Origin of the sequence: Clostridium sp. LS (assembly GCF_002760435.1) — a bacterium.
In the GTDB taxonomy this organism is placed as follows: domain Bacteria; phylum Bacillota; class Clostridia; order Clostridiales; family Clostridiaceae; genus Clostridium.
Map to the genome: position 1 here is coordinate 1 of NZ_AUUU01000026.1, position 18,611 is coordinate 18,611.

The 18,611-nt window shown below is 30.5% G+C and carries 16 protein-coding genes; 8 read left to right on the top strand and 8 right to left on the bottom strand.

Annotated elements, in window-relative coordinates; translation table 11 throughout:
• Positions 1–477: 477 nt before the first annotated feature.
• The 3 genes from pdxT to COL3_RS06575 form a co-directional block, all read right to left on the bottom strand.
• The gene (pdxT, locus tag COL3_RS06565) at positions 478–1,041 is read right to left on the bottom strand and encodes a pyridoxal 5'-phosphate synthase glutaminase subunit PdxT (RefSeq protein WP_008422997.1); all 564 of its coding nucleotides are present in this window, start codon (positions 1,039–1,041) and stop codon (positions 478–480) included.
• 1 nt (position 1,042) lies between these two features.
• On the bottom strand, positions 1,043–1,912 hold the full coding sequence (pdxS, locus tag COL3_RS06570) for a pyridoxal 5'-phosphate synthase lyase subunit PdxS (RefSeq protein WP_008422995.1): 870 nt from the start codon (positions 1,910–1,912) through the stop codon (positions 1,043–1,045).
• A gap of 125 nt (positions 1,913–2,037) precedes the next feature.
• Positions 2,038–2,754 (bottom strand): RsmD family RNA methyltransferase, encoded by a 717-nt coding sequence (locus tag COL3_RS06575; RefSeq protein WP_008422993.1) that lies wholly within the window; start codon positions 2,752–2,754, stop codon positions 2,038–2,040.
• Between the two features lie 31 nt (positions 2,755–2,785).
• On the opposite strand from COL3_RS06575, the gene COL3_RS06580 reads away from it, so the two are divergent.
• From COL3_RS06580 to COL3_RS06600, 5 genes are read left to right on the top strand one after another with little or no spacing between them, the layout of a single operon-like run.
• On the top strand, positions 2,786–3,949 hold the full coding sequence (locus COL3_RS06580) for an ABC transporter substrate-binding protein (protein ID WP_008422990.1): 1,164 nt from the start codon (positions 2,786–2,788) through the stop codon (positions 3,947–3,949).
• Positions 3,950–3,972: 23 nt separating this feature from the next.
• The gene (locus tag COL3_RS06585) at positions 3,973–4,848 is read left to right on the top strand and encodes a branched-chain amino acid ABC transporter permease (RefSeq protein WP_008422988.1); all 876 of its coding nucleotides are present in this window, start codon (positions 3,973–3,975) and stop codon (positions 4,846–4,848) included.
• Positions 4,849–4,858: 10 nt separating this feature from the next.
• Positions 4,859–5,824 carry a branched-chain amino acid ABC transporter permease gene (locus COL3_RS06590; protein WP_008422986.1) on the top strand — a complete coding sequence of 322 codons (966 nt, stop codon included), beginning with the start codon at positions 4,859–4,861 and terminating at the stop codon, positions 5,822–5,824.
• A gap of 4 nt (positions 5,825–5,828) precedes the next feature.
• Entirely contained in the window at positions 5,829–6,587 is a 759-nt protein-coding gene (locus COL3_RS06595) for an ABC transporter ATP-binding protein (RefSeq protein ID WP_008422984.1), read from the top strand.
• 2 nt (positions 6,588–6,589) lie between these two features.
• Positions 6,590–7,294 carry an ABC transporter ATP-binding protein gene (locus tag COL3_RS06600; RefSeq protein ID WP_008422982.1) on the top strand — a complete coding sequence of 235 codons (705 nt, stop codon included), beginning with the start codon at positions 6,590–6,592 and terminating at the stop codon, positions 7,292–7,294.
• Positions 7,295–7,401: 107 nt separating this feature from the next.
• Here the strand turns inward: COL3_RS06600 and COL3_RS06605 are convergent, their stop codons facing one another.
• Both COL3_RS06605 and COL3_RS06610 read right to left on the bottom strand, forming a co-directional pair.
• Positions 7,402–9,180, bottom strand: coding sequence for an EAL domain-containing protein (locus COL3_RS06605; protein WP_008422981.1), 1,779 nt, complete (start codon positions 9,178–9,180; stop codon positions 7,402–7,404).
• Between the two features lie 220 nt (positions 9,181–9,400).
• Positions 9,401–10,882 carry a methyl-accepting chemotaxis protein gene (locus tag COL3_RS06610; protein WP_008422979.1) on the bottom strand — a complete coding sequence of 494 codons (1,482 nt, stop codon included), beginning with the start codon at positions 10,880–10,882 and terminating at the stop codon, positions 9,401–9,403.
• 222 nt (positions 10,883–11,104) lie between these two features.
• Between COL3_RS06610 and COL3_RS28600 the strand changes: the two genes are divergently transcribed.
• Together COL3_RS28600 and COL3_RS06615 are read left to right on the top strand one after the other, a co-directional pair.
• The gene (locus tag COL3_RS28600) at positions 11,105–11,254 is read left to right on the top strand and encodes a hypothetical protein (protein WP_008422976.1); all 150 of its coding nucleotides are present in this window, start codon (positions 11,105–11,107) and stop codon (positions 11,252–11,254) included.
• A gap of 282 nt (positions 11,255–11,536) precedes the next feature.
• Positions 11,537–13,672, top strand: coding sequence for a sodium-translocating pyrophosphatase (locus COL3_RS06615; protein ID WP_008422975.1), 2,136 nt, complete (start codon positions 11,537–11,539; stop codon positions 13,670–13,672).
• A 150-nt stretch (positions 13,673–13,822) separates the two neighbouring features.
• On the opposite strand, the gene COL3_RS06620 is transcribed toward COL3_RS06615, so the two are convergent.
• Both COL3_RS06620 and COL3_RS06625 read right to left on the bottom strand, forming a co-directional pair.
• A complete protein-coding gene (locus COL3_RS06620) occupies positions 13,823–15,796 on the bottom strand; it encodes a methyl-accepting chemotaxis protein (RefSeq protein WP_008422973.1) in 1,974 nt (657 codons plus the stop codon).
• Between the two features lie 210 nt (positions 15,797–16,006).
• A complete protein-coding gene (locus COL3_RS06625; protein ID WP_008422971.1) occupies positions 16,007–17,416 on the bottom strand; it encodes a PLP-dependent aminotransferase family protein in 1,410 nt (469 codons plus the stop codon).
• A 162-nt stretch (positions 17,417–17,578) separates the two neighbouring features.
• Between COL3_RS06625 and COL3_RS06630 the strand changes: the two genes are divergently transcribed.
• Complete coding sequence (locus COL3_RS06630; RefSeq protein WP_008422969.1) at positions 17,579–17,998, top strand: CGGC domain-containing protein; 420 nt, start codon at positions 17,579–17,581, stop codon at positions 17,996–17,998.
• A gap of 60 nt (positions 17,999–18,058) precedes the next feature.
• On the opposite strand, the gene COL3_RS06635 is transcribed toward COL3_RS06630, so the two are convergent.
• Positions 18,059–18,535, bottom strand: a complete 477-nt coding sequence (locus COL3_RS06635) for a flavodoxin (RefSeq protein WP_008422967.1) — start codon at positions 18,533–18,535, stop codon at positions 18,059–18,061.
• Positions 18,536–18,611 lie beyond the last annotated feature (76 nt).

The following is an 18,611-nucleotide window of genomic DNA, read 5'->3' on the forward strand; positions in this document are numbered from 1 at the left end:
TCGTTGTATTTTTTTGTTTTATTGTGTCGCCCTTAAGCGACTTAATCAGTATATCACCGTGTCGAAAGCTTGTCAACAACTTTTTTGAAATCTTTTTAACTCTGTATTTAAGAGTTTTTGTTGATTTACTTTGTAGTTGCTTACGTCTCTTAGCGACGTGTTTTATCTTAACACATATATCGATTGAAATTATCAAGAAAGCTAATATATATTGAGTTTATATTTATAATTCTAAGATATTCTCTGATTATCTACATCATTCTATTATTGACACACCCCGTAGAGTTAATTGCCATTTTCATAATATATTTCAATTTAATGATAAAAAGAATACTAGGATAACGACTTTAACACCATAAAAAATATATAAAATTTAGCAAATACATAAAAAGCTATCAAAATATATTTAAGAACATAATTATAGCTCTAAAATATACTTGATAGCTTTCTATGAAAAAAACAAATCTTATTTATTCTCTAAATACTTTTTATAAAATAATCCATAAAACTTAAATCATCAGTTAATTCTGGATGAAAGGAAGTAACAATAATATTATCTTGCTTGGCTGCTACTATTTTATTATCTACTTTACATAAAATCTTAACATTTTCCTTTAATTCAGTTATATATGGTGCTCTAATAAAAACAAGCTCCATCTTCTCTTCTGATATTTCCGGTATTGCCATACAAGTTTTGAAACTATCTATTTGCCTTCCAAATGCATTTCTTTTAACTTTAATATCCATAAGCTGAATATATTTTGACTCTTGTTCTTCTATTTCTTTAGCCAGTAGAATCATACCAGCACAAGTTCCCCATGTAGGTAATCCACTTTTTATCTTTTCTTTTAATGGATTAATTAATCCAGTTATTTTAAGAAGCTTACCAATCGTAGTACTTTCGCCACCTGGTAATACTATTCCGTCAATATCATTTAAATCCTCTTCTTTTTTTACTTCAACACCAATATGTCCTAATAGCCTTATCTGATTTAAATGTTCAATTACACCACCCTGAAATGACAGAACTCCAACTTTCATATTACCAGCCTCTTTCAGCATACTTTGTTGCCACTTCATTTGAATTTATACCACTCATAGCACCACCTAAATCCTCTGAAACTTCTGCTAGTTTCTTTGGATCATTATAATAAGTTGTTGCAAGAACTATTGCTCTAGCTCTCTTTTCCGGATTATCAGATTTAAATATTCCTGATCCTACAAAGACACCTTCACTACCTAATTGCATCATAAGTGCAGCATCTGCTGGAGTTGCTATTCCTCCTGCTGCAAAATTAACTACTGGAAGCTTACCATTTTCCCACACATACTTAACTAAGTCGTATGGAGCACCATAATTTTTAGCTATAGTCATTAACTCCTCTTTTGATGCTTTTTGTATTTCTTTTATTTGATCATTCATTGTTCTCATATGAGTAACTGCATTAACTACATCGCCAGTTCCTGCTTCTCCTTTAGTCCTTATCATTGATGCGCCTTCGCCAATTCTTCTTAATGCTTCACCAATATTAGTTGCACCGCATACAAATGGAACTTTAAAATCTTCTTTATTTATATGATATTTATCATCTGCAGGAGTAAGAACTTCACTCTCATCAATAAAATCAATGTTTAATGATTCTAATATCTGAGCTTCTACAAAATGTCCTATTCTTACTTTCGCCATAACAGGAATTGATACAGCTTCCTGAATTTCTTTTATCATCCTAGGATCTGACATTCTGGCTACTCCCCCTTGTTTTCTTATATCAGAAGGTACCCTTTCAAGAGCCATAACAGCACATGCTCCAGCCTTTTCAGCAATTATAGCCTCTTCTTTGTTTGTAACGTCCATAATTACTCCGCCCTTTAACATTTGAGCTAAATTTTTATTTACTAATTTTCTTTCCATAATTTCATAACTCCCCCTTTTTCTAATTACTTATAATAATAAAATATGTATGGATACAATGCAAATGTACCCATACATTTAAAGGAGTTTTATAGAATTATTTTAATACTGATAATTTGATTCTTCTACTCACAGATATTTATATATCTCTTAAACTTACCTTTTAAAACATAAGTTTTATCGATAATATTAAATCCTGAATTAATAATATATTCATCCATATCTTCAAAAGTAACTATAACTAATCTATTACTCATTCTGCGTGCACTTTTTATAAGAGCAGTTTGTTCCTCAATGGTTGTTGGCGTGAACAGCCCATATGGTAAATCTATTATAGCCACATCATACTTTTCTTCTATCTGATTCATGTCACCATTTGTTATTACATTCCTATAACCAAAGAACTCCAAATTTCTCTGAGCATTTTCTGCGATATTTTTATTGAGTTCATATCCCACTACGTCAATCCCCATTGAAATTGCTTCAATAACAACTGTTCCTACCCCACAACAAGGATCTATTAATTTACAATCTAAATTATTTTTAATTGCTATATTAACCAACGCTCTAGCTACTTTTAAACTTAGTGAGTTCGAATAAGAGTATGGCTTCTTATCGTGAATATGCCACGCAAAATCATTTCTCTCATATTCTCCAAATATCCATTTTTCATTGACCTTGGTAACTCCTAACATAACCTTTGGATTATGCATTTGTGGTTCTCCAGTTATAACAAATCCAATTCTACTTAGAATCTCAAGCCTTTCTTGGTAACCTATATTTCCATTTTCTAATTTTAAAAAACAAACCTTAAACTTATCATAAGATAAATTATCTTCCATAATGTTATCAAGTATTTTTTCTAGGATAATTATGAAAAAGAACTTAGTTTCGGGAATCTTAGCTTCTGTTATGGCTATGACACTTCTTGTTGGTTGTGGCAGTTCAGCGGGTAACGGTTCAAATGGAAATAACTCGGGGGATGTTATTAAAATCGGTGCTATCGGACCTTTATCTGGTGCAGCATCTACATATGGTGTATCAGTAAAAGAAGGTGCTCAATTATTAGAAAAGGAAGTTAATGCAGCCGGCGGAATCAATGGCAAGAAAGTTCAATTTATTTTTGAAGATGACCAAGCTGATCCTAACTCAGCAATGCAAGCTTTCAATAAGTTAGTTGATGATGAAAAGGTAAGTGCAATCTTAGGGCCTGTTACATCAGGTGCAACACTTGCAGTTGCTCCAAATGCTACAGCAAAGCAAATTCCAATGATTACTCCAACTGCTACAGAGCCAACTATAACAAATGTTGGTGGAGATTATATGTTTAGAGGTTGTTTTGTTGATTCTTTCCAAGGAGATGTTCTTGCTAAATATGCTAGTGAAACGTTAAAAATGAAAACAGCCGCTGTATTATATAATGCTGGTTCAGATTATTCAAAAGGAATAGCTGACAGCTTTAAATCAAAATATGAAGCTGCTGGTGGACAAGTTGGTGAGTTCCTTACTTACAATGATAAGGATACTGATTTTAAGGCTCAATTAACTAAAATTAAGAGTTTAAATCCAGATATAATAGTATTACCTGACTATTACAATGTTGTTGGTCTTATTGCTAAACAAGCTAGAGAAATGGGAATAACATCACAATTCCTTGGCGGAGACGGCTGGGAGTCAGAAGAACTAACAAAGATTGGTCAAAAAGCTGTTGACGGCGCATTATATATTAACCACTACTATTCAGGTGATTCAGATGAAAATGTAAAGAAATTCGTTGAATCATATAAGAAAGAATATAACAAAGAACCGGATGCTTTCGCTGCTCTTTCATACGATACTTCTAAAATTTTAGTTAAAGCAATCGAAAAAGCTGGTAAGACAGATGGCGCTGCTATTAAAGATGCTTTAGCTGGAATGGAAATGGACAGTGTTACAGGTCATATCAAATTTGGTAGTGATAGAAGCGCTATAAAGAGTGCAGCAATTATTAAGATTGATGGTGACAAAAAAATATTAGCTGGTAAAGTTAATCCTTAAAAATAAATTAGGAGGAATATACTATGGAATTTTTACAACAACTAATTAATGGCTTAGCCTTAGGTAGTGTATATGCCCTCCTAGCATTAGGATATACAATGGTATATGGAATAATACAATTAATAAACTTTGCTCATGGTGAAATATATATGATAGGAGCCTTTTCAGGCTTCTATTGTGCTTCAACGCTAAAATTACCATTAATACCAACTCTATTGGTTGCAATGGCAGTTTCGGCATTGGCTGGAATAATAATAGAAAAAGTTGCTTATAAGCCATTAAGAAATTCTCCTAGAATTGCATTGCTTATAACAGCAATTGGAGTTTCTTTATTCTTGCAAAATGCCATGAGATTATTAGTTGGATCTAATCCAAAACCATTCCCTGATTTAATTAATGCTGGGAGTATCAATTTAGGACCAATTCAAATTGAAGTTAAAACAATATTAATGTTTGGAGTTTCTGCACTTCTTGTTATTTTACTTCAATTTATTGTTTACAAAACAAAGGTTGGAAAAGCCATGAGAGCATCTTCACAAGACATGGAAGCTGCTTCGCTTATGGGTATAAATGTTAATAATACTATCTCCATAACTTTCGCTATAGGTTCTGCATTAGCTGGTATAGCAGGAGTTTTAGTTGCAATATCTTATCCTAGCATAACTCCTTACATGGGTGCTATGCCTGGACTTAAGGCATTCGTTGCAGCAGTTCTAGGCGGAATCGGAAGTATTCCTGGAGCCCTTGTTGGTGGAATTGCTATTGGATTACTTGAAACTTTTTCTAAAGCTTATATATCTACTAACTTTTCAGATGCAATTGTATTCTCAATTTTAATTATAATATTATTAATTAAGCCTTCTGGTCTACTAGGTAAAAAGACTAACGTGAAAGTGTAGGTGTCAAATTATGAAGAATTTTTTTAACAAAAAGATTATTTGCACTATATTGGGAGTCTTAATTACATACGCAGTATTATTCGGCTTAATTAGTGCAAATGTTATTAACTCATATTATAAGGGAATTATAACTTTTGCTTTAATAAATATTATATTAGCTGTATCATTAAATTTAATTGTTGGATTTACAGGTCAATTATGTTTAGGACATGCTGGCTTTATGTCAATTGGAGCATATGTATCCGCAATGGTAACTCAAAAGGCCCATATGCCATTTGTTGTTTCAATATTTATTGGTGCAATAATTGCATGTATTTTAGCAGCTTTAATTGGATATCCTACACTAAAGCTTACTGGAGATTATTTCGCTATAACCACCTTAGCATTTTGTCAGATTATACAAATAATAATTATGAATATTAATGTAGTAGGTGGAGCTCGTGGACTTACTGGAATACCAATAAAGACTACCTTCACAGTTGCTTTTATATTTATGGTAATTAGTATTATTGTAATAAAAAATATAATTAACTCCTCTCACGGCAGGGCTATGCTTTCTGTTCGTGAAAATGAAATAGCAGCTGAATCTATGGGAATAAATGCACTAAAATATAAGATAATGGCATTTGTTATAGCAGCCTTTTTTGCTGGACTTGCTGGTGGACTTTATGCTCATTACGCCGGATATATAAAACCAGATTCTTTTGACTTTAATAAATCAATAGATTATCTAACCTTTGTTGTATTTGGAGGTATGGGTTCTTTATCTGGTTCAGTTATTTCTGCTGTAATATTGACATTCTTACCAGAACTTTTAAGAGGTATGGGTGATTTTAGAATGGTTATATATCCATTGGCATTAATACTCCTTATGATCTTCAGGCCTGAAGGACTACTTGGTGATAAGGAAGTTTCCCTTAATATAATAAGAAACATATTACCTAACAAAAAATCAAAGGATGGAAAGGAGGCTTAATTCAATGTTAGATGTTCAAAATTTATCAATTGTCTTTGGTGGATTAAAGGCAGTTTCAGATTTTAATCTCAAAATAGAAGATAAAGAAATTGTTGGACTTATAGGACCTAATGGTGCTGGTAAGACTACAGTTTTTAACATGCTAACTGGTGTTTATACTCCAACTCAAGGTACTATATCTTATCTTGGAGAAAAAATTCAAGGTCTTAAGCCTTATAATATTACAAAAAAGAAAATAGCGAGAACATTTCAAAATATTCGTTTATTTTCTAACCTTACTGTTCTTGATAATGTTAAAGTAAGTTTTAATTACAGAATAAATTATTCCCTTTTTGATTCTATATTTAGAACTCCTAAATTCAGAAAAACAGAAAAGGAAATAATAGATAAGAGCATAGAGTTATTAAAGGTATTTTCTCTTGATATAAAAAAAGATGAATTAGCTAGCAATCTTCCTTATGGAGAACAAAGAAAGCTTGAAATAGTAAGAGCTCTTGCAGCTGAACCATCATTACTACTATTGGATGAACCTGCTGCAGGCATGAATCCTCAAGAAACAATGGAGCTAATGGATCTTATAAACTGGATTAAGGATAAGTTTAATATATCGATTCTATTAATTGAGCATGATATGAAGCTTGTTATGGGAATATGTGATAAAATAGCAGTTCTTGACTATGGGAAAAAGATTGCTGAAGGTACTCCAGAAGAAATAAAAAACAACCCTAAGGTAATTGAAGCGTATCTTGGAGAGGGGGTTTAAAGATGTTAAAAGTAGATAATATTAATCTATATTATGGTGTAATTCATGCATTAAAAGATATTTCTCTCGAAGTAAAACAAGGTGAAATAGTAACACTAATAGGTGCTAATGGTGCCGGGAAAACTTCTACGCTTAGAGCTATATCAGGGCTCGAGCCAATAAAATCTGGTGCTGTAACTTTTAAGGGATCTCAACTAAATAAGGTTCCTGCTAATAAAATTGTATCTCTAGGTCTTTCCCACGTGCCTGAAGGAAGAAGAGTTTTTCCTCAACTAAGCGTTATGGAAAATCTTGAATTAGGCGCTTATTTAAGAAATGATAAAGCTGAAATAAAAAAGGACATGGAAATGGTATTTTCTAAATTTCCAAGGTTAAAAGAAAGAATAAAGCAACAAGCTGGAACTCTTTCTGGTGGTGAACAACAAATGCTTGCAATAGGAAGAGCCTTAATGAACAGACCGGAAATGCTTATACTAGATGAACCTTCAATGGGACTTGCACCTCTTGTTGTTAAAGATATATTTGATACAATTGTTGAAATTAATAAATCTGGAACAACTATACTCCTAGTTGAACAAAATGCCAATATGGCACTTGCAATTGCTCATAGAGCTTATGTTCTTGAAACAGGTAATATAGTTAAATCTGGTGATGCAAAAGAACTTCTTAACGATGAAAGTATTAAGAGTGCTTATCTTGGAGAATAAACTTTCAGTTTTAAACTAATTTAAATAAATACCATGAAATAAGGAGAACAACTAATTTTTAATTACTTGTCCTCCTTATTTTTATATTGTTATATTTAGGCATTTTGTTAAATAATTAAATAACAACTTCCACTATCTTGTTTGCACCTTTTCTTAAGTTTGCTCGACTCTTTAGCCAATGCATATATACTAGCAAATTCTCTTCTCTTATTAGTTAATCCAGCAATAGATACAGATACTAACGGAAATCTTTCCTCTATACCATGTCTATTTTGCGCTGATATATATCCATTTTTGATATCTTTCTCATCGTAACATTCTAATGCAAAGGAATCAAAATCACTTATTATTTTTTCGCATATCTTTTCAACTTTCCAAGAACCTATTATGGCAATAAAATCATCACCGCCAATATGTCCAATAAAATCTCCAGGTGATATGTTAGAACTTATTGCTTTCGCTAAATACTTTATTATCTTATCTCCATTTTCAAAACCATAGACATCATTATATGGTTTAAAATTATCAATATCAAAATATAAAACACAATATTCTTCCTTGGAGAAAATACATTTTTCAAGATTTTGTTCAATTATAACATTTCCCGGAAAACCTGTTAAAGGATTTGAATGCCTTGCATTATCGACTTCTATCTCAATCGTTTTTTCAATTAAATCTTTTATCGTTACCATCCCATAATATTTAGAGTCTTTTGTCACAGTAATATGGTCATATAATGTATCTTTGGATCTTGCCATTGCAAGCTTTATTACCATATCAATTGGCATTTTGTAATCAACGCTTAGAAAACTTGTATTCATTATATTTGATATAGCCTTAGATGAATACAGACTATATCCATATTGCCACCCTAACTTACTATAAAAAGAATTTCTTGTAACAACACCTTTTACAGTTCCGTTATCTACTATACAAATACCTAATAAGTCTTGATTCTTTTTAAACTTTGAATCAATTTCCGATACTAATACAGTTGGTTTTTCTGTTTCCATTTTTTTAGCTATGCTGCTGATGTATACATTAGCTATATTATACCCATATTGATTATTTTCTTTTACGTTAAATTTTTTTATTAAATTAATAATTTCGTTTTTAATTGGAAGGATAGATACATCTGGTTTTTGAATAAAATATCCTTGCCCATATTGAACCCCTAGATCTACAATGGTCTTTAATTCATCTTTTGTTTCAATTCCCTCTGCAATCAAATTACAGTTTGTTAGCCTTGAAAATTCACACATACTTTTAATAATTGCCTGCTTAGTAGAATGCTTATCAACATCACGAATAAGTTCCATATCTAATTTTATGTAGTGAGGCTTTATATATGCAATTCTATTAAGACCTGAATTACCAGAACCCACATCATCAATTGCTATTTTATATTTCTGGTTTTTATAGTGGTCAATAGATTCATTAAAGCTGCTTATACTCGTAATGTCATTTCTTTCTGTTATCTCGAAAACTATATTTTCACAATCAAGATGATATTTCTTTAAATAATCTTTGGTAAAGGAATTTTTTAATTTTAAGTTATCAATAGTATTGGGGTTAATATTTAAAAATATTTTTCCCTGTATATTGTTTTTAGAAACACTTTCCAATGCCTTAGAACGAAATAATTCTTCAAGTTCCCATAATTTATTGCACTTTTTTGCTATGTTTAAAAGTACTTCTGGATTTTTCATATAAGAATTTTTAGGGCCTCGGCTTAATGCTTCATAACCCATTACAGTTCCATCTATAAGAGAAATAATTGGCTGAAAAACAGATTTTATATTAGCATTTTCAAGTATGTTGCAGAATTCTTCGTATTCATAATTCTCATATTCCTGCCCATAAAAATCATTCATCAAGATTTCCATTTCTCTATTCCACATCCTTTACTATGAATTATTGAATACCTTATATATTCCCAATTGAAATAGTATTTGACGTACATATCTTTATCATTACTTTCTATCTTAGTCTTACGAAGTTAATTCATTATGCTATTTATGTAAAATTTATGTAAAATCTACGTAAAATAAAAATACTAATCATTCGTAAATGACCAGTATTTTTATTTTACATTTCTGATATTTTTTACAGCTTCAAATCTGCCATTAATATTCCCAATATTTCTCTGTTTTCATCTCTTATGGGTACAGACATTGCTATGCAATAATTATTCGTATCAACAGAAATATACGGTTCAGAAATAAATTCATTACCTTCAATTGCTTGTTTAAAATATGGTCTGTGGGCAAAATTAACATATACTTCTTCTTCTGAATAATCTAATGTAATTGCCTTACGCAGACCATCTCTTTGCATTAAAGCAATTAATTCAAAATAAGGATACTTTTCTATTTGTTCTAATAATATCGGTGTAGCTTGTAAATATTCCATGGTTTTAAGTATTGGATTAGCAGCTATTTGCTTTAATGTAGCAATTCCATTATTAATATACTTTTGTTTTTCACTATCTATTTTATAGCTTTGTATAAATGATGCTACATGGCTTTTTATATGTTTATTCATATCACTAAGATTACCTAATCTATCAAATATATTTTCTGTTATTTTATATTGTTCTTCAGATGCATAAGCTATTTCAGATGTTGATTTAAACAAAGATTCAAATGTTATGTATACATCATTTACTGCACCATCTATTTTACTCATTTCATTCACTTGACTTGTTATATGTTTTTCTATTTCTAAAAATTGATTAAATGATTTATTAGTTTGTAATTTTAAATTATCAAGATTGCCCTCAATACCCTTAGAAACTTGTATATAATCATTTATCTCACTTATTTCACTTTCTATACTAGTAGATATATCTTTAATTTCTTTTTTTACCTCATTTATAATTCCCTCTATTTTCTTAGCCTGCACCGTTGAATTTTCTGCAAGCTTCCTTATCTCTTCTGCTACTACTGCAAAACCTTTTCCATATTCACCTGCTCTTGCTGCTTCAATAGATGCATTTAAAGCCAATAAATTTGTACTCTCGCTTATCTTACTTACTTCGTCTGTAATACTTTGAATTATGTGTGTTTTATCATTAAGTTTCATTATTTTTTTACTTGTATTTATATTTGAATTTGCAGTTTGCTCAATTTTTCTTAATAAGGTCTCTAAACTTGTATAACTTAATTCTAATGTCTGTAAATTTTCAGCTTCCATTTCTTTAATATTTTCTGCTTTTACTGCGATCTCTTTTGTTGCCTTATTTACATCGTGAGCATACTCTCTTGTTTCTTGAATTAGATTCGCTTGCTTTTTCATGTTACTTGATACATTATTAATATTCTCTACATTTTCCTTACTCGATATTTTTATACTCTCTGCATCCCTTTTTAATTCTGTTGTATAATTTATTGTTTTATCTGATAAAGTAATTATTTGAGCTATCAATCCTCTAAACCTAAATATTACACTATTTAAATTAAAGGCTAAAGTACTTCGATTTGATAACTTTAAATCAAAGGTTTTTGTAAGATCTCCTTGAGATATTTTATAAAGCAATGAATCAATTTTTTTTGATGACATAGATGATGAAAGTAAACTTTTCAACATACCTCTTCCTCCTTTTATATTTATACTATTCCCATCTGTTTTGTAGTATTTTATACTAATTTGAATATCTTGTCAATAAAATGGCAAAAGATTCTAAATAAAATTTACTTTTCTTTGTTCTTACGCTGATCCTTTAAGAATAATTTACTTAAATATAAACGAATATATTCTATTTAATTGGACAAACTAAACATACAAAAACATTAGTGGGAGGTTATATTTATGAGTAGAGAAAATAAAATTTCATTACATGATAGAGCAAAAAAAATGATGATTGATGGTGAACATTTTAGCACCATTCGTGAAAAGACTCATTTACGATTGAAAGACTTGAGAAGAATTCAAATAAATGAAATAAACCCTAAATTCTAAAATTTAAAATGTAAATTGTATTTCATTTTTAAAAGCATATAAAAAAACAATAACTTAATGCTTTCTATAATGCCATTTTACATTGATATTTGTTAAGCAGAGCTAAATAAATATTTATAAAATAATTAAAATTTTTATAAATATTTTTTAGCTTTGCTTATTTTATTGTTTTCAAGCATACATATATAATATAGAAAAAGGTGAAAATTTTTGTAATTTTCTGAATATTTTATTGTATAATATAAGTGTACAATAATTTAAAAAATAAAGGGGATGTTGTAAATGGTATCATATTTCATACTTATCTATAGTGTTATAATTATTTCACTTATAGTAATTGGTTATTTGGTCAAGTATACATTTTCTCAAGACAAAGGTACCACTCAAATGCAAGAAATATCAACTTACATTAAAGAAGGCGCCATGGCATTTATTAAAAGGCAGTATAAAACTATATCTATTTTATCAATTCTAGCTTTATTTTTAATTATTTTATCTAATTATTTTGGTAACATATCAAAAGGCTCTGGACTTGCTATATCTATATCTTTACATACTGGTATAGCTTTTATAACAGGGGCATTCTGCTCAGCTTTATCTGGTTATATTGGTATGTATATGGCAGTCAATTCAAACATAAGAGCTGCTGCTGGTGCTAAAAAGGGACTAAACAATGCATTGCAAATAGCCCTTAAAGGTGGCGCTGTTACAGGATTAGCTGTTACTTCATTATCTCTTTTAGGTGTTGCTTCTCTTTTCCTAATATATGGAGGAATCTCTGGAAATGATACTTTAATAAAAGAAGCACCATCTCTTATAGTTGGCTTTGGATTTGGTGCCTCATTTGTTGCGCTTTTTGCTCAGCTTGGTGGAGGTATATATACAAAAGCAGCTGATGTTGGTGCTGATCTTGTTGGAAAAGTTGAAGCAGGAATTCCAGAAGATGATCCTAGAAACCCTGCTGTTATTGCAGATCTTGTTGGTGATAATGTTGGTGATTGTGCCGGAAGAGGTGCAGATCTTTTTGAATCGACAGCAGCTGAAAATATAGGTGCTATGATCCTAGGAGTGGGACTTTATCCTATATTTGGATGGAAGGGAGTACTATTTCCTCTTGTAGCTCGTGCTCTTGGTATTTTAGCCTCAATAGTAGGTATATTTTCTGTTAAAGTTAAAAATAATACTGATGATCCAATGAAAGCATTAAAAAATGGATTTATAATAACTTCTTTAATTAATTTAGTAATACTATTTTTCGTAGTTAAAGATATGTTAAGTGGCTCACTTACAACTGGAGGTACTGTAAATTATATTTATTTATATGGATGTGCAGTTGCCGGAATTGTTCTTAGCTATGTATTTGTAGTGTTGACTGATTACTATACCTCAATAACCCATAAACCTGTAAAAAAGATATCTGAATCTTGCAAAACCGGTTCTGCTACTAATATAATTACTGGATTATCAGTTGGTATGGAATCGACTGCATTACCTGTAATATTCATATCTATTTGTATATTTATATCTTATAGGTTAAGTGAATTGGCTCTACCTAATGTTGCTAATGCAGGCTTATATGGAACCGCCATAGCTACTATGGGAATGCTTTCAACATGCACCTATATTCTTGCTATGGATACTTTTGGTCCAATAACAGATAATGCCGGTGGTATAACAGAAATGTCTGGTGCCCCTGAAGAAGTTAGGAATGTAACTGATAGATTAGATGCTTGTGGAAATACAACAAAAGCATTAACCAAAGGCTATGCAGTAGGTTCAGCTGCCTTAGCCACTTTCCTATTATTCTCTGCATATCTAGATGAAGTTAAAAAAATATTAGGCAAGCCTTTAGATTCATGGTTTTCAGTTGATATAGGAAAACCTGAAGTATTTATTGGTGGTTTTATAGGTGCTATGGTAGTATTTTTGTTTAGCTCTACAGCAATAAGTGCTGTTGGTAAAGCCGCTCAATATGTAATACTCGAAGTAAGACAACAATTTAAAGAAATTCCAGGTATAATGGAGGGAAAAGCAAAACCTGATTATGCTCGTTGTGTTGACATCGTTACAAAAGGAGCATTAAAAGAAATGATACTTCCTGGAATAATAGTGGTATCTGTTCCTATATTAATTGGTGTTATTCTAGGTAAAGAAGCTGCTGCAGGGTTTTTAATGATAACTACAATTACCGGAGTTATTATGGCTCTCTTCTTAAATAACGGTGGTGGTGCATGGGATAACGCTAAGAAACTTATAGAACTTGGAGAACACGGCGGTAAAAATTCTGAAGCCCATAAAGCTAGTGTTGTTGGTGATACTGTTGGTGATCCATTTAAAGATACTGCTGGACCATCACTTCATGTGCTCATAAAACTTGTAAGTACTTTAACTTTAGTATTTGTAGCATTATTTGCATAAACTTTATAATTAATACCTTATAATCTTTTTATAAAAGCCTCAACAATTATAGTTGAGGCTTTCTATATATACTCTTACATTAATCCGTAGTACCTATAATTATATGCTTGTTTCTAACAATGAACGATATTGTGTATAATTTCCTACCATTTATAGCTTAAATCTTTTGATACAATCTTTTAACTCATCGGCCATAGTGATTAATTTCTCAACTTCTGCTACTATACTTTCACTATAAGCGGTCTGTTCTTCAGTGGAGGCTGTTACTTCTTCAGTACTAGCTGCTGTTTCTTCTGATACAGCTAAAATTCTTTCCATATCTTGCTGTATATTTTCCCCAGCACTTTTTACTCCACCAGTAAAACTTGAAATTTCTTGAATTCCACTTGCAATTTCATGTACTATTTCTAAGATGTCTTTAAAAACTTTAGACGTATTTTGTACTGCTTCATTTTGTTCACTTATAGCATCGGTAGCATTTTTAGCACTGTCTACTGCTGTATTGGTGGTATTTTGAATATCTTTAATAATTGATTGAATTTTTCCAATTGATGTTTGCGATTCTTCAGCAAGCTTTCTAACCTCATCAGCTACAACTGCAAAACCTTTTCCTTGTTCTCCTGCTCTTGCAGCCTCAATAGCAGCATTCAATGCTAATAAATTAGTTTGCTCTGATATACCTTCTATTACTTCAATAATTTGTCCAATCTGAGTTGTTTTATCATTTAATGTGAAAATAACTTTAGATACTTTTTCAACTGCATGAGTGCTTTCTTCCATTTTAATATCTTGAGCCTGTACGATCCCAACACCAGTTTTAACTAATTGTTCAGCTTTAGATGAAGATTCAAAAGAATTATTACTATTAATTGCAATTTCCTCTATAGATTTAACAATTCTATTAATAGATCCAAATGTATTTTCAACACTTTTAGATTGTTCATCACTTCCTAGTGCTAACTGAGTTGTTGCTTCGGATATTTGATCAGCTATAATCTTAGCTTGTTTAGATGAAGTTAATACATCCTTTGAAGATATAGTTACATTATCAGATGCAAAAGAAATTTGATTAACCAAATTCTTTAAACTTTCTCTCATCTCAATAAATGATTTAGATAAATCTCCAACCTCATCACCAGAATTAATTTTAAAATCATATGTTAAATTTCCATGAGCTAGCTGTTTAGCTGCTTCTTTCAAAATTAACAATGGTTTTATCATACTTTTCGATAAAATAAATCCAATTATAATCGTAATAGCTAAAATAATTACTGATGTTATAACCATTTTTATTTGAGTTTGAGTAATAGTCGAAAAGGCTTCGTCTTGATTTTGTCTAACTACAACTGCCCACCCTGTAGTTGACACTTTAGTGTAACTCCCAAATACTTTTGCACCGTTGTATTCATATGTTTGAGCTCCTGACTCTCCAGCTAAAGCTTTTTTAACAATTTCTACATTTGAAACATTACTTCTTTCATCCACCATTTTTTTATCAGGATGAGCTAAAATCTGTCCTTGCGTATCAGTAATAAAAGCATATCCTGTTTCACCAATTTTAACTTTACTCCTAAGTTCTTCTAAAATGCTTAAACCTAAAGTTCCACCCAGAATTCCTTGAAGCTCACCTTTTTCATTTAAAATTGGGGTAGCAATAACTACTGCTGGTTTTCCTGTTGTTTTCGAAATTAAAACATCACTCACAACTGTTTTTTTATTTGAGTATACTGCTTTAAAGTAATCTCTATCTGACATATCATCAAATTGATCTTTATCATCAGATCTAGCTACTTGCTTTCCGTTAATATCTGTTACAAATATTACAGCAAAATCCTTATTTTCTTTATTAATTTTTTGTAAAAGTGCTTTTTGATCTTGAGCATTATATAATCGCAAATCACTAGTAATTGCTATACTTTCAAATACAGCTATGTGTTGTAACAAAAAAGAATCAATTTCTTGACTTAATCCATTGGACATTTCTTTTGTGGTATACGTTAAATTACTATTAATAATGGAAATCTGAGAATTAGTTGATATTATTCCTATGACTGATACAGACGCTATAACTAGTAATGTAAGTAATGAAATTATCTTAGTCCCTAATTTTAAGTTTTTAAACATTATTATATTACATCCCCCTTTAACAATTGACCAAATATTATATAATTTGACATTGCATTTATTATTTTATCGAATATCATTGATAAATCTAAATACTTTTGTAAAAATATTACAAAATATACTCTTGAATATTATTTCCTATTTGTGCAATAAAAAAATGAGTTTCCCATTTACACAAAGAAACTCACGTATAATATATAGAATTTATTATTATGCCCATGCAATAGATAGCAGCTTTATACCTTCAATAATTTCATTTTCTGACATATTACCAAAACCTAATAGCACCATATTATTGGTATACTTCTCTAACATTATCCAAAATGTTGATACCGGATAAATTTTAACACCAAAATTTCTAGCCTTTTTTATAAGTTCCTTCTCACATAATCCATTTTTTAATTCTAGTATTATGTGTAAACCAGCGTTTCTACCATGAATAGTAACTTTATCTCCTAGAAATTTATTAACTGCATAAATTAACATATCATGTTTTCTTTTATTAGAAATACATATTTTTCGTAAATGCCTTTCCCAATATCCTAAACTCATAAACTGTTGGATTATATTTTGTTGTATTAACGAAATAGATGAATGATATTTGTTAAAAAATTTATCATATTTTTCTGCCAATAGCTGAGGCAATACTATATAACTTGTTCGCATGCTAGGAGATAGCGACTTTGAAAATGTACCTACATAAACAACCTTTTCACTCTTATTAATGCCTTGTATTGATGGGATAGGCCTAGTATTATACCTTAATTCACTATCATAATCATCTTCAATTATAATTCCATCTTTTCTTAATGCCCAATCCAGTAATTTTAGTCTTTTTGATATTGGCATTACTGCCCCCATCGGAAACTGGTGAGAAGGAGTTACATACACTATTCTTGCAGAACTATTTTCTAACTCCTCAATATTAATCCCATCATTCTCTAATCCAATTGGAATTACTTCATAGCCGTTATTAGTAAATATTGTTCTAGCACCATCATATCCTGGATCTTCTACAGCAATTTGATTCGAATTGCTTCTTAAAATTTGGCATATCAAACTTAATGATTGCCCAATACCTGAAGAAAGGATTATTTGTTCAGGTTTGCAATAAACACCCCTAGACTTGTTTAAGTATTTCATAATTTCTATTTGTAAGTCTAGTTCACCTTTATTTGAATTATAGGACATTATATCTTTAACTTCCATACTTGATAAACATTTATTTGATATCTTCTTCCACAATTGTAAAGGAAAATCTGAAGCACTTAAATTTCCATACTGAAAATCATATTTATACCTTTCATCAACTTTAGTATTTATGTTTCCATAGCTATTTGTACCCTTAATTTCTTGTTCCTTAAGCTTAGATACTATCGAATTATCTAACTTTTCAACAATGAATCCGCTCCCTGCTTTACTTGAAATGTACCCTTCTGAACAAAGCTGCAGATAAGCACTTTCAACAGTATTTCTACTAACACTTAGACTTGCTGCAAGATTCCGAGTTGATACAAGTTTACTTCCCTCTGGCAATTGCCCAGAAATTATATCTTTTCTTAATACATTATAGATCTGTACATATAACGGATCACTTGAATTATTATCTAGAATAATCATACTTAAAATACTCCCCTATTAGACTGTATCCTATAAATTAAACAAAACTGGCACTTTTTCCAATTCCAGATTGATTGTATAATTATCATATACAAAAGTCAATGCATGCATTTAGTAAGAATTTTCTTATGCAAACTATTTATATAAGGGGGATAAAATAAAATGGATAAAAAATATGTAGTTATTATTCAATGCGATATTGCTCATAACCGTTGCAGTGGTTTTGCTTGCACAAACGCTTTTTACAATAGGGATGCAGTTTTTAGTAATTATGATGATTCTACTAGATATATTTCATTTACTTGTGGTGGTTGTTGTGGAAAAAGTATTGCAGCTAAATTAGAACATCTTTCTAAAAAATTAAAAACTAAAAATAATATAAACAAAGATGAGGTTGTGATCCATTTATCATCTTGCATATCAAATGATAACTATCATTATGATAGATGTCCTCATATAGATTATATAAAATCGATTATTTCAAAAAAAGGCTATACAAACCTTGTAGAAGGGTCTTACATAAGCAGTGGCGCTGAGAGAAAAAGGAATGAAGGAACTTATAATTGCTATGATAGGGGATAAACTTTTAATAGTTCATCCCCTTATTTTAATTTTCTAAAAATAGGTTCCAGTATGCTTTTTCTATTTAGCGGTATCTCTTATCCATTGTTTTATTTCTAAATCATTAACACCTTTCTTTAGTGGATCCTCAATTGTTATCTCTCCTAAAAATTTATTTTCTTTTAATATTTCCTTAAACTTAATAAATGCTTTCCCTTCCCTGCCTCCACCGTGACAGCAGAATAAAATTATCTTTTTATTTTTAATAGAGTTCTTCTCAAAGAATGTATTAAAGACAGGCGCAAAGTTGCCTGCCCATATTGGAGTACCAAATACAATTAAATCATATTTTGTAAAATCAACTTTTACCTCCTCTATTTCAGGTTTCTCACCAAATACTGCTTGCTTTCCACCAATTAAAAATTTCATTAAACCATTATTGGGAATCTCTTTTTTAGGCTTAATTTCTATCATATCCCCTCCCAATTCATCATTTATTGTGTTAGCAATAAATTTGGTATTACCATCCAATGAATAATAAATTATTACAGATTTCATAACATAATTCCCTCACATTTCATAATACTTTTAATAATTCTAGTAATAAAATCACTCTTTTGATTAATAATATATT